Annotated in this window: 12 protein-coding genes; all 12 read left to right on the top strand. The window is 63.4% G+C overall.

Going from position 1 to position 12,776, the window contains the following annotated elements:
- Positions 1-197 precede the first annotated feature (197 nt).
- On the top strand, positions 198-1,463 hold the full coding sequence (gene urtA / locus PSH73_RS02675) for an urea ABC transporter substrate-binding protein (protein ID WP_128593126.1): 1,266 nt from the start codon (positions 198-200) through the stop codon (positions 1,461-1,463).
- 84 nt (positions 1,464-1,547) lie between these two features.
- Entirely contained in the window at positions 1,548-3,050 is a 1,503-nt protein-coding gene (gene urtB, locus PSH73_RS02670; RefSeq protein WP_057958191.1) for an urea ABC transporter permease subunit UrtB, read from the top strand.
- Entirely contained in the window at positions 3,050-4,129 is a 1,080-nt protein-coding gene (gene urtC / locus PSH73_RS02665; RefSeq protein ID WP_057437513.1) for an urea ABC transporter permease subunit UrtC, read from the top strand. The genes urtB and urtC overlap by 1 nt, the downstream gene beginning before the upstream one ends.
- Positions 4,126-4,986, top strand: a complete 861-nt coding sequence (urtD, locus tag PSH73_RS02660; RefSeq protein ID WP_057437511.1) for an urea ABC transporter ATP-binding protein UrtD — start codon at positions 4,126-4,128, stop codon at positions 4,984-4,986. The genes urtC and urtD overlap by 4 nt, the downstream gene beginning before the upstream one ends.
- Before the next feature lie 181 nt (positions 4,987-5,167).
- Positions 5,168-5,866 carry an urea ABC transporter ATP-binding subunit UrtE gene (gene urtE / locus PSH73_RS02655; protein WP_057437509.1) on the top strand — a complete coding sequence of 233 codons (699 nt, stop codon included), beginning with the start codon at positions 5,168-5,170 and terminating at the stop codon, positions 5,864-5,866.
- 31 nt (positions 5,867-5,897) lie between these two features.
- Positions 5,898-6,737, top strand: a complete 840-nt coding sequence (locus PSH73_RS02650; RefSeq protein WP_128593128.1) for an urease accessory protein UreD — start codon at positions 5,898-5,900, stop codon at positions 6,735-6,737.
- 86 nt (positions 6,738-6,823) lie between these two features.
- Positions 6,824-7,126 carry an urease subunit gamma gene (locus PSH73_RS02645; protein WP_032862374.1) on the top strand — a complete coding sequence of 101 codons (303 nt, stop codon included), beginning with the start codon at positions 6,824-6,826 and terminating at the stop codon, positions 7,124-7,126.
- 9 nt (positions 7,127-7,135) lie between these two features.
- On the top strand, positions 7,136-7,666 hold the full coding sequence (locus tag PSH73_RS02640; protein WP_115127280.1) for a GNAT family N-acetyltransferase: 531 nt from the start codon (positions 7,136-7,138) through the stop codon (positions 7,664-7,666).
- Positions 7,667-7,671: 5 nt separating this feature from the next.
- Positions 7,672-8,205 (top strand): GNAT family N-acetyltransferase, encoded by a 534-nt coding sequence (locus PSH73_RS02635; RefSeq protein WP_057437504.1) that lies wholly within the window; start codon positions 7,672-7,674, stop codon positions 8,203-8,205.
- Positions 8,202-8,510, top strand: coding sequence for an urease subunit beta (locus PSH73_RS02630; RefSeq protein ID WP_057958190.1), 309 nt, complete (start codon positions 8,202-8,204; stop codon positions 8,508-8,510). The genes PSH73_RS02635 and PSH73_RS02630 overlap by 4 nt, the downstream gene beginning before the upstream one ends.
- Positions 8,511-8,651: 141 nt before the next feature.
- Positions 8,652-10,352: an urease subunit alpha gene (ureC, locus tag PSH73_RS02625; RefSeq protein WP_115127279.1), complete on the top strand. Its 1,701-nt coding sequence runs from the start codon at positions 8,652-8,654 to the stop codon at positions 10,350-10,352.
- A gap of 100 nt (positions 10,353-10,452) precedes the next feature.
- Positions 10,453-11,577: a sensor histidine kinase KdpD gene (locus tag PSH73_RS02620; protein WP_057958188.1), complete on the top strand. Its 1,125-nt coding sequence runs from the start codon at positions 10,453-10,455 to the stop codon at positions 11,575-11,577.
- Positions 11,578-12,776 lie beyond the last annotated feature (1,199 nt).

Genomic DNA, 12,776 nt, shown 5'->3' with positions numbered 1-12,776 from the left:
CGTCGCGCCCTGCCCTATTCGGGCGCGCCTCACGCACCAGCATGCAAAACAGGCCCTCACTTGGTGCAGCGTGCCTTGCCCACCCAGTCGATAGCCCCTGCAACCGCGCGGTGCAGGCACTAGGCACAGCCTTTGCAAACGCTCCAGCAATGCCCCTATCTGCCCTCATGAAAATAATCAGTTCTGGAGATCGCACCATGAAGCGTCGCAGCTTGATCAAGGCTTTCACTCTGTCGGCATCCATTGCCGCCATGGGCCTGACCTGGACCGTCCAGGCCGCCGAGACCATCAAGGTCGGCATCCTGCATTCGCTGTCCGGGACCATGGCCATTTCCGAAACGTCCCTCAAGGATATGGCGCTGATGACCATCGACGAGATCAACGCCAAGGGCGGAGTGAACGGCAAGATGCTCGAAGCGGTGGTGGTCGACCCGGCCTCCAATTGGCCGCTGTTCGCCGAGAAGGGCCGACAGTTGCTGACCCAGGACAAGGTCGCGGTGGTGTTCGGCTGCTGGACCTCGGTGTCGCGTAAATCGGTACTGCCGGTGTTCGAAGAACTCAACGGCCTGCTGTTCTACCCGGTGCAATACGAAGGCGAAGAGATGTCGCCCAACGTGTTCTACACCGGCGCCGCGCCGAACCAGCAGGCGATCCCGGCGGTGGAATACCTGATGAGCGAAGAAGGCGGCAGCGCCAAGCGTTTCTTCCTGCTGGGCACCGACTACGTGTACCCGCGCACCACCAACAAGATCCTGCGTGCGTTCCTGCATTCCAAAGGCGTGGCCGACAAGGACATCGAAGAGGTCTACACCCCGTTCGGCCATAGCGATTACCAGACCATCGTGGCCAACATCAAAAAGTTCTCGGCGGGCGGCAAGACCGCCGTGATCTCCACGGTCAATGGCGACTCCAACGTGCCGTTCTACAAGGAACTGGCCAACCAGGGCCTGAAGGCCACCGAGGTACCGGTGGTGGCGTTCTCGGTGGGCGAAGAAGAACTGCGCGGCATCGACACCAAGCCGCTGGTGGGTAACCTGGCGGCGTGGAACTACTTCCAGTCGGTAGAGAACCCGGTCAACGCCAAGTTCGTCGCCGACTGGAAAGCCTACGCCAAGAAACACAACCTGCCGGGCGCCGATAAAGCGGTGACCAACGACCCGATGGAAGCCACCTACGTCGGCATCCATATGTGGGCGCAGGCCGCTGAGAAAGCCAAGTCCACCGACGTCGACAAGGTGCGCGAAGCCCTGGCCGGCCAGACTTTTGCGGCACCGTCGGGCTACACCCTGACCATGGACAAGACCAACCACCACCTGCACAAGCCGGTGATGATTGGCGAGATCCAGTCCGACGGCCAGTTCTCGGTGGTGTGGCAGACCGAAGGGCCGATCCGTGCCCAGCCGTGGAGCCCGTACATCCCTGGCAATGACAAGAAGCCGGATCACGCGGTGAAGAGCAACTAAACCGCACCACAGATCAAATGTGGGAGCAGGTCGAATCGCCGCTCCCACATAAACCTAGTCCGCGCATGACCAGGACATTTGTTTATGCCCACTGCCCTCCACCGCTTCCTCCTGGCCTGCCTGCTGTTGCTGCCCCTGGCCGCACACGCCGGTGATGCCGAAGACTTCCTCGCCGCCAACCCGAGCCAACAAGCCAAGCTGTTGCAGGACTGGGCCGCCCAGCCTGACCCGGCGCGCATCGAGTTGGTCAACGCCCTGCAACAAGGCCAACTCACGGTCAACGGCGAACCCAAGACCGTGCGCCTGAACAACCGCCTGCGCGGCCTGATCGACAATGTGCAGGCCAGCCAACAACTGCTCGCCGCCGATCCCACGGTGCGCCTGGCCGCTGCGCGGACCCTGCAAAAAAGCGCGCAGCCTGCGCAACTGAAATTCCTCGACCAGCAACTCGCCAGCGAAGCCGACGACGACGTCCACAGTGCCCTGAGCCTGGCCCTGGCCAACCTGCAACTGGTCGACCCCGATCCGGCCGTGCGCCTGGCTGCCGTGCGCCTGCTTGGCAGCACCGGCGACCCGCTCGCCCGCACGCGCCTGGAAGCCTTGCTGGCGCCCGGCGTGGAAACCGATGCCGGGGTGCACACCGCCGCCGAAACCAGCCTGGCCCAGGTCAAGCGCAAGTTGCTGGTGGGCGAGATCCTCGGGCAAGCCTTCAGCGGCATGTCCCTGGGTTCGATCCTGCTGCTGGCGGCCCTGGGCCTGGCGATCACCTTCGGCTTGCTCGGGGTGATCAACATGGCCCACGGCGAGATGTTGATGCTCGGTGCCTACTCCACCTACGTGGTGCAGTTGCTGATGCAGCGCTACGTGCCTCAGGCAATCGAGTTCTACCCGTTGATCGCGCTGCCGGTGGCGTTTTTTGTCACCGCCGGCATCGGCATGGCCCTGGAACGCACGGTGATCCGTCACCTCTACGGCCGCCCCCTGGAAACCTTGCTCGCCACTTGGGGCATCAGCCTGATGCTGATCCAACTGGTGCGCCTGCTGTTCGGTGCACAGAACGTCGAAGTGGCCAACCCGGCCTGGCTGTCGGGCGGGATCCAGGTGCTGCCCAACCTGGTGCTGCCGTACAACCGCATCGTGATCATCGGCTTTGCGTTGTGCGTGGTGGTGCTGACCTGGCTGCTGCTGAACAAGACCCGCCTGGGCCTCAACGTGCGTGCCGTGACCCAGAACCGCAACATGGCCGCCTGCTGCGGCGTGCCCACCGGGCGTGTGGACATGCTCGCCTTTGGCCTCGGCTCGGGTATCGCCGGCTTAGGTGGCGTGGCCCTGAGCCAGATCGGCAACGTCGGCCCGGACCTGGGCCAGAGCTACATCATCGACTCGTTCCTGGTGGTGGTACTCGGCGGGGTCGGCCAGTTGGCCGGCAGCGTCATGGCCGCCTTTGGCCTGGGGATCGCCAACAAGATTCTCGAACCGCAGATCGGTGCCGTACTCGGCAAGATCCTGATCCTCGCGCTGATCATTCTGTTTATCCAGAAACGCCCGCAAGGACTCTTCGCACTGAAAGGACGGGTGATCGACTGATGAACCAGCCATTGATGCTTACAGCCGCGCAAAAGGCCGGCCCCAAGGTAACGATCGCGGTGGGTGTGGTGATCCTCGCCGTGCTGCTGGCGTTGCCGCTGCTGTCGCTGCTGCCTGCCGATAACGCATTGCATGTCTCGGCCTACACCCTGACGCTGGTGGGCAAGATCCTCTGCTACGCCATCGTCGCCCTGGCCCTGGACCTGGTGTGGGGCTACGCCGGTATGTTGTCCCTGGGGCACGGCCTGTTTTTTGCCCTAGGCGGTTATGCCATGGGCATGTACCTGATGCGCCAAGCCGCCGGCAGCGAGTTGCCGGCGTTCATGACCTTCCTGTCGTGGACCGAACTGCCGTGGTATTGGCTCGGTACCCAGCACTTCCTCTGGGCCTTGTGCCTGGTGGTGTTGGCGCCGGGTTTGCTGGCGCTGGTGTTCGGCTTTTTCGCCTTTCGCTCGCGGATCAAGGGCGTGTATTTCTCGATCATGACCCAGGCCCTGACCTTTGCCGGGATGCTGTTGTTTTTCCGCAACGAGACCGGCTTTGGCGGCAATAACGGCTTTACCAACTTCCGCAGCATCCTGGGCTTCGGTATCACCGAGCCCGGTACCCGCGCGGTGCTGTTCCTGGCCACGGTGCTGCTGTTGGTGGGCAGCCTGTTTATCGGCTGGCGCCTGGCCCGGAGCAAGTTCGGGCGGGTGCTGACGGCCCTGCGCGACGCGGAAAACCGCCTGATGTTCTGCGGCTATGACCCGCGTGGCTTCAAGCTGTTTGTGTGGGTGTTGAGCGCGGTGCTGTGCGGCCTCGCCGGGGCGCTGTACGTGCCGCAAGTGGGCATCATCAACCCCAGTGAAATGTCGCCGACCAACTCCATCGAAGCCGCCGTATGGGTGGCCCTGGGCGGGCGCGGCACACTGATCGGCCCACTGCTGGGTGCCGGCGTGGTCAACGGCATGAAGAGCTGGTTCACCGTGGCCTTCCCGGAGTACTGGCTGTTCTTCCTGGGGGCACTGTTCATTATCGTCACCCTGTACCTGCCCAAGGGCATCATCGGCCTGCTGAAGAAAAGGGGCGAACAATGAGAGTCACGGCAACCGACCAGTTCATGCTCGAACCGATCATCGAACCGAACCGCGACCAGGGCACCAGCCGCGACGCCATCGGTCTCGGCCAGGCCGCCGGCAAGGGCCTCAATACCCGCCATGGCACGATCCTGACCCTGGAAGATATCAGCGTCAGCTTCGATGGTTTCAAGGCCCTCAACGACTTGAACCTGTACATCGGCGTCGGCGAATTGCGCTGCATCATCGGCCCCAACGGCGCGGGCAAGACCACGCTGATGGACGTCATCACCGGCAAGACCCGCCCCAGCCACGGCAAGGCGTGGTTCGGTGAAACCCTGGACCTGACGCGCATGAGCGAAGTGCAGATCGCCCAGGCCGGTATCGGCCGCAAGTTCCAGAAGCCCACGGTGTTCGAGGCCCTGAGCGTGTTCGAGAACCTGGAGCTGGCACAGAAGACCGACAAATCGGTGTGGGCCAGCCTGCGCGCGCGTCTGAGCGGTGAACAGAAAGACCGCATTGAGGAGGTGCTCGACACTATTCGCCTGACCACGTCGGTACAGCGCCCGGCCGGCTTGCTGTCCCACGGCCAGAAGCAGTTCCTGGAAATCGGCATGCTGCTGATGCAAGACCCGCAACTGTTGCTGCTCGACGAGCCGGTGGCCGGCATGACCGACGCCGAGACCGAGTTCACCGCCGAACTGTTCAAGCGCCTGGCGGGCAAGCATTCGCTGATGGTGGTGGAGCACGACATGGGCTTTGTCGGCTCGATTGCCGACCATGTGACGGTGCTGCACCAGGGTAGCGTGCTGGCCGAAGGGTCGCTGGAGCAGGTGCAGGAAAACGAGCGGGTGATCGAGGTGTACCTCGGTCGTTGAGCCAGACACAGACCGCTTACTGTGGGAACCAAATCAAATGTGGGAGCTGCCTTGTCGGATCGCCGCATCGCTGCGATCCAGACAACTCGGTATGTCTGATGGACCGAGGTGATGCCATCGCAGGCAAGCCAGCTCCCACAGTTGATCCGGTTCCTACCAGGGATTTGAGGAGAGTTTGAACATGTTGCAAGTCGACAAGCTGCACCAGTACTACGGCGGCAGCCACATCCTGCGCGGCCTTTCGTTCGACGTGAAAGTCGGTGAAGTCACCTGCCTGCTCGGCCGTAACGGTGTGGGCAAGACCACCCTGCTCAAATGCCTGATGGGCCTGCTGCCCGCCAAGGAAGGCGCGGTGAACTGGGAAGGCAAGGCCATCACCGGCTTCAAGCCGCACCAGCGGGTACACGCCGGCATCGCCTACGTGCCCCAGGGCCGCGAGATTTTCGGCCGGCTGACGGTGGAAGAAAACCTGCTGATGGGCCTCTCGCGTTTTCCCGGCAGCGAAGCCAGGGAAGTCCCGGCGTTTATCTACGAGCTGTTCCCGGTGCTGCTGCAAATGAAGCACCGGCGCGGTGGCGACCTGTCCGGTGGGCAACAGCAACAACTGGCCATCGGGCGCGCCCTGGCCAGCCGTCCGCGCCTGTTGATCCTCGATGAGCCCACCGAAGGTATCCAGCCGTCGGTGATCAAGGAGATCGGCGCGGTGATCAAGAAGCTCGCCGAGCGCGGCGACATGGCAATTTTGCTGGTGGAACAGTTCTACGATTTTGCCGCCGAACTGGCCGATCAATACCTGGTGATGTCCCGGGGTGAGATCGTCCAGCAGGGCCGTGGTGAAAATATGGAGGCCGACGGTGTACGCGGCCTGGTTACCATCTAATCTGTAGCGTCCCGTTGATTAAGCCCTGACCATGACCGTTCCTGCCCCCACCGCCCTGTTCACCCCCAGCTGGCACGCCGCGCTGGAGTTGGGCTATGCACGCTTCGGCGCCAGCACACGCCCGGTGATGCGCCGCCACCTGGGCCCGCTGCGGGTGCAAAAGCACCTGTACGCCGAAGGCCCCGAGGTGTGCCAGCACATCATCGTGCACCCGCCGGGCGGGATTGCCGGAGGGGATCGCCTGGAGATCACCGCCCACCTGGCTGAGGGCGCGTGGGCGCAATTGACCAGCCCCGGCGCCGCCAAGTGGTACCGCGCCAGCGGGCCGGCCTATCAGCAGGTGGCTTTGACGGTCGAGGCCGGCGCCACCCTGGAGTGGCTGCCCCAGGAAACCATCGTGTTCAGTGCGGCCCAGGCCGAACTCAGCACCCGCATCGACCTGCACGGCGACGCCCGGCTGTTGTACTGGGATGTGGTGGCGCTGGGGCGCCCGGCCAGTGGCGAGCGTTTCGAGCGCGGGCACTTCCAGTCGCACCTGGACATCCGCCGCGACGGCCAGTTGCTCTGGCATGAGCGCCAGCGCATCGTCGGCGACGACGGCCTACTCGACTCGCCGATCGGCCTGGATGGCCAGCCGGTGTTTGCCACCTTGCTGGTGACCGGTGAAATCGACAGTGAACTGCTGGAACAGTGTCGCGCCCTGTCCCATGCAGTACGCGGCGACCTGACCCAGTTGCCGGGCTTGCTGGTGGCGCGCTGCCTGGCCAGCGAGACCCTGCTGGCGCGGGCGTGGTTGATTGATTTATGGCGACTGTTGCGCCCGGCACTGCTGGGGCGTGAGGCTGTACCCCCAAGAATTTGGAACACATGAAGGTGGAACCGGGCTTGTGTGGGAGCGGGTTCCCACAATGAATCTTCGGTGTTTTTTAGAATGCTTTTTATGACGGACTGCTGACCATGGACCTGACCCCAAGGGAAAAAGACAAACTGCTGATCTTCACCGCAGGCCTAGTGGCCGAGCGCCGCCTGGCGCGCGGGGTGAAGCTCAATTACCCGGAAACCATCGCCTATATCTCCGCCGCCCTGCTTGAAGGCGCGCGCGACGGGCGCACCGTGGCCGACCTGATGCACTTTGGCACCACCCTGCTCAGTCGCGAGCAAGTGATGGAAGGCATCCCGGAGATGATCCCGGATATCCAGGTTGAAGCCACTTTCCCGGACGGCACCAAACTGGTGACCGTCCACCAACCCATCGCCTGAGGCCCGGCCATGTCCTTGCTGATTCGTGACGCGGTACACGGCGACCTGCCGGCCATCTGCGATATCTACAACGATGCCGTGCTCAACAGCACCGCCATCTGGAACGACCAACCCGTGGACCTGGGCAATCGCCAGGCCTGGTTCAGTGCGCGCCAGGCGCAGTGCTATCCGATTCTGGTGGCGGTGGAAGCCGAGGAGGTGGTCGGCTATGCCTCGTTCGGCGATTGGCGGCCCTTCGACGGTTTTCGCCACACCGTCGAACATTCGGTGTACGTGCGCAACGACCAACGCGGCAAAGGCCTTGGCCCCTTGCTGATGCAGGCACTGATCGAACGCGCCAGGGCCTGCGACAAACACGTGATGGTCGCCGCCATCGAAAGCGGCAACCAGGCCTCGATCCGCCTGCATGAGCGCCTGGGCTTCAGTGTCACCGGGCAGATGGCCCAGGTAGGCACCAAGTTTGGCCGCTGGCTGGACCTGACCTTTATGCAACTGCTGCTCAACCCTGGCGCCCAGCCGCCGGCGGTTCACAAGGAGTAATAGCGATGAACGCTGCCCAACTGCGTCGAGTGAATGCCGAAAGTTTTGCCCATTACCGCCAGGGCTTGATTGAGTTGTTGCTGGACGCCGTGCAGCACGGCGCATCGGTAGGCTTCATGGCCGACCTCGACGCGGCCCAGGCGCGCAGCTACTTCGATGGCGTACAAGCCGGCGTCGAGGACGCCAGCGTGTTGCTGTGGGTGGTGGTGCGTAATGAGCAAGTCCTGGCCAGTGTGCAACTGGCGCTGTGCCAGAAAGCCAATGGCCTCAACCGTGCCGAGGTGCAGAAACTATTGGTGCGCAATGACGCCCGGCGCCACGGCCTCGGCCAGCAATTGATGAGCGCCCTGGAGCTGTGCGCGCGCCAGCACAAGCGCGGCCTGCTGTACCTGGACACCGAAGCCGGCTCCCCCGCCGAAGCCTTCTACCAGGCCCTGCGCTACACCAAAATCGGCGAGCTGCCGGATTACTGCCAAAGCCCGGACGGGCGCTACAGCCCGACCGCCATCTACTACAAGACCCTGGGGCAACCTGCATGATTCCTGGCCAATTCCAGATCCAGCCTGGCGACATCGAATTGAATGTGGGCCGGCGCACATTGAGCCTGAGCGTGGCCAACAGTGGCGACCGGCCGATCCAGGTCGGCTCCCATTACCATTTTTTCGAGACCAACGACGCGCTGACCTTTGACCGCGCCCTCAGCCGCGGCATGCGCCTGAACATCCCGGCGGGCACGGCGGTGCGCTTTGAACCGGGGCAGAGTCGCGAGGTGGAGTTGGTGGAGCTGGCAGGGTTGCGCCGGGTGTTTGGCTTTGCCGGACGGATCATGGGCGACCTCGACTGACTGATCGTTCCCACGCTCCGCGTGGGAACGCCGCCTGGGACGCTCCGCGTCCCGCTCTTAACGTCGTGACGCAGAGCGTCAGCGGATGCATCCCCACGCAGAGCGTGGGAACGATCAACACAAATTTTTCAGGACACCCCAATGAAAATCAGCCGCCAAGCCTACGCCGACATGTTCGGCCCCACCGTCGGCGACAAGGTCCGCCTGGCCGATACCGAGCTGTGGATCGAAGTCGAACAGGACTTCACCACCTACGGCGAAGAAGTGAAGTTCGGCGGCGGCAAGGTCATCCGGGACGGCCAGGGCCAGAGCCAACTGCTGGCCGCCGAGGTGGTCGACACAGTGATCACCAACGCGCTGATCATCGACCACTGGGGCATCGTCAAGGCCGATGTCGGCCTGAAAAATGGCCGCATCGCCGGGATCGGCAAGGCCGGCAACCCGGATATCCAGCCCGGCGTGACCCTGGCCATCGGCGCCAGCACCGAAGTGATTGCCGGCGAAGGCATGATCCTCACCGCCGGCGGCATCGACACCCATGTGCACTTCATTTGCCCGCAGCAGATCGAAGAGGCGCTGACCAGTGGCGTCACCACCATGATCGGCGGCGGCACGGGCCCGGCCACCGGCACCAACGCCACCACCTGCACCTCCGGCCCGTGGCACCTGGCGCGCATGCTGCAATCAGCCGACGCGTTTGCGATGAACTTGGGCTTTACCGGCAAGGGCAACGCCAGCCTGCCCGAGCCTTTGATCGAGCAGGTCAAGGCCGGGGCGATTGGCTTGAAGCTGCATGAAGACTGGGGCACCACCCCGGCCAGCATCGACAACTGCCTGAGCGTGGCCGACGAGTACGACGTGCAGGTGGCAATCCACAGCGACACGCTCAACGAGTCGGGCTTTGTCGAAACCACCCTCGCCGCCCTCAAGGGCCGCACCATCCACACCTATCACACCGAGGGTGCCGGCGGCGGGCATGCGCCGGATATCATCAAGGCCTGCGGCTTCCCCAACGTGCTGCCCAGCTCCACCAACCCGACCCGGCCGTTCACCCGCAATACCATCGACGAACACTTGGACATGCTGATGGTCTGCCATCACCTCGACCCAAGCATTGCCGAGGACGTGGCCTTCGCCGAAAGCCGCATTCGCCGCGAGACCATCGCCGCCGAAGATATCCTGCATGACCTCGGCGCCTTTTCGATGATCAGCTCCGACAGCCAGGCCATGGGCCGCGTAGGCGAAGTGATCATGCGCACCTGGCAAACCGCCGACAAGATGAAGAAACAGCGCGGGCCGCTGCCCGGCGACGGCGAGGGCAATGACAACTTCCGCGCCAAGCGCTATATCGCCAAGTACACCATCAACCCGGCGATCACCCACGGTATCAGCCATGAAGTGGGCTCCATCGAAGTCGGAAAATGGGCCGACCTGGTGTTGTGGCGCCCGGCGTTCTTCGGCATCAAGCCCACGTTGATCCTCAAGGGCGGGGCAATTGCGTCCAGCCTGATGGGCGATATCAACGGCTCGATCCCCACCCCGCAGCCGGTGCACTACCGCCCGATGTTCGCCAGCTTCGGCAGCTCGCTGCACGCCACCAGCCTGACGTTTATCAGCCAGGCGGCGCTGGCCGAGGGCCTGCCGCAGGCGTTGGGCCTGAAGAAGCAGATCGCCGTGGTCAAGGGGTGCCGCCAGGTGCAGAAGACCGACCTGATCCACAACGACTACCTGCCAGACATCGACGTAGACCCGCAGACCTACCAGGTCAAGGCCGATGGCGAACTGTTGTGGTGCGAGCCGGCGGACGTGCTGCCGATGGCCCAGCGTTACTTCCTGTTCTGACCGTTCATCGGCAGATACCCGCCGTGCCAGTGAAGCGAAGAGGTGTAAGGCGCTACGATGCGCCACGCTTCTTCACTGTCTTGCACTTGGGAACCTGGCTATGCGCCTATCCGAATTCATCGTGTTACATGCCGACCGGATCGTCGATGAATGGGAACAGTTTGCCGAAACCTTGACCCCGGCCGCCGAAACCCTGAACCGCACGCAACTGCGCGACCACGCGCACTCCATCCTGCTGGCCGCTGCGCGGGACATGAACACCCGCCAGAGCGCCAGCGAACAGGCGGCCAAGGCCAAGGGCGAAGGCCTGGAAAAAACCCCGAGCCTGGACGAAGCCGCCGCCAGCCATGGCGAGCTGCGCCATACCGTTGGCTTTGACCTGGTACAGATGACCTCCGAGTTCCGCCACCTGCGCGCTTGCGTGATCCGCCTGTGGGTCAATCACCTGGAATCGCCAGAGCTGACCTATTTCCAGGACATGATCCGCTTCAACGAAGCCATCGACGAAGCCCTGGCCGAATCCACGGCGGCCTACGCCGAGCAGGTCAATCGCTCGCGGGATATCTTCCTCGCCATCCTCGGCCACGACCTGCGCGCCCCCTTGCAGGCGGTGAAGATGTCCACCGAGATGTTGTTGCGCAAAGCCCCGCTGGACAGCAAAGGCCTGAGCCTGGTGGGCAATATCCAGAATGGCGCCCGGCATATGGGAGCGATGGTCAGCGATCTCTTGGAGTTTGTGCGCAGCCGGCTGGGCAGCAGCCTGCCGATCGAGCCCAAACCGATGAACCTGGCCGATGCAGCCAGGGAGGCCATCGCCGAAGCGTGCGCAGGCCGCCCGGATTGCCAGGTTCACTTGCATACCGACGGGGACACCCAAGGGCAGTGGGATCGCGGGCGCATTGATCAACTGCTGCAGAATCTGATCGGCAATGCGTTACAACACGGGCTCAACGGCCAGGTGCCGACCCTGAGCCTCGACGGCACCGCCGACAGCGTGGAACTGCGCATGCACAACTTTGGCCCGCCGATTCCCCAGGCGGCGCTGGGTACCGTATTCGACCCGCTGGTGCGCAGCGCCACTGAAGAACTGGGCAGCAACTCGACCAGCCTTGGGCTGGGGTTGTTTATCGTCAAGGAAGTGGTGCAGGCCCACCGAGGCACGATTGAAGTGGCGTCCAGCGAGGCGGCGGGCACCACGTTTACCGTGGTCCTGCCACGCCGATAGGCCACGCAAATCCTTTGTGTGTCGAGCTTTAGCGAGGCTGCGATAGCGGTGGGTCAGCCAACATCAACGCTGGCAATGCCGCCGCCATCGCAGCCTCGCCCGGGCTCGACAGCTCCCACAGTAAACTTGCGTTCCTGAGACAGATTGAGAGACGCCGCCTATCCCTGTGGGAGCTGTCGAGCTTTAGCGAGGCTGCGATAGCGGTGGCTCAGCCAACATCAATACTGGCAATGCCGCCGCCATCGCAGCCTCGCCGGGGCTCGACAGCTACCACAGTAAACTTGCGTTCCTGACACAGATTGAGAGGCGCCGCCGATCCCTGTGGGAGCTGTCGAGCTTTAGCGAGGCTGCGATAGCGGCGGGTCAGCCAACATCAATACTGGCAATGCCGCCGCCATCGCAGCCTCGCCGGGGCTCGACAGCTACCACAGTAAACTTGCGTTCCTGACACAGATTGAGAGGCGCCGCCAATCCCTGTGGGAGCTGTCGAGCTTTAGCGAGGCTGCGATAGCGGTGGGTCAGCCAACATCCACGCTGGCAATGCCGCCGCCATCGCAGCCTCGCCGGGGCTCGACAGCTCCCACATTGGACTGGTGTTCCTGACACAGATTGAGAGGCGCCGCCGATCCCTGTGGGAGCTGTCGAGCTTTAGCGAGGCTGCGATAGCGGTGGGTCAGCCAACATCCACGCTGGCAATGCCGCCGCCATCGCAGCCTCGCCGGGGCTCGACAGCTCCCACAGTAAACTTGCGTTCCTGACACAGACTGAGAGGCGCCGCCGATCCCTGTGGGAGCTGTCGAGCTTTAGCGAGGCTGCGATAGCGGTGGGTCAGCCAACATCAATACTGGCAATGCCCCCGCCATCGCAGCCTCGCCGGGGCTCGACAGCTCCCACATTGGACTGGTGTTCCTGACACAGATTGAGAGGCGCCGCCGATCCCTGTGGGAGCTGTCGAGCTTTAGCGAGGCTGCGATAGCGGTGGGTCAGCCAACATCAATACTGGCAATGCCGCCGCCATCGCAGCCTCGCCGGGGCTCGACAGCTCCCACATTGGACTGGTGTTCCTGACACAGATTGAGAGGCGCCGCCGATCCCTGTGGGAGCTGTCGAGCTTTAGCGAGGCTGCGATAGCGGTGGGTCAGCCAACATCCACGCTGGCAATGCCGCCGCCATCGCAGCCTCGCCCGGGCTCGACAGCT

Source organism: Pseudomonas sp. FP2294 (assembly GCF_030687625.1).
Lineage (GTDB): Bacteria > Pseudomonadota > Gammaproteobacteria > Pseudomonadales > Pseudomonadaceae > Aquipseudomonas > Aquipseudomonas shahriarae.
Note: the sequence above shows the minus strand (reverse complement) of the source record. Positions and strands in the feature narration are given on the sequence as shown.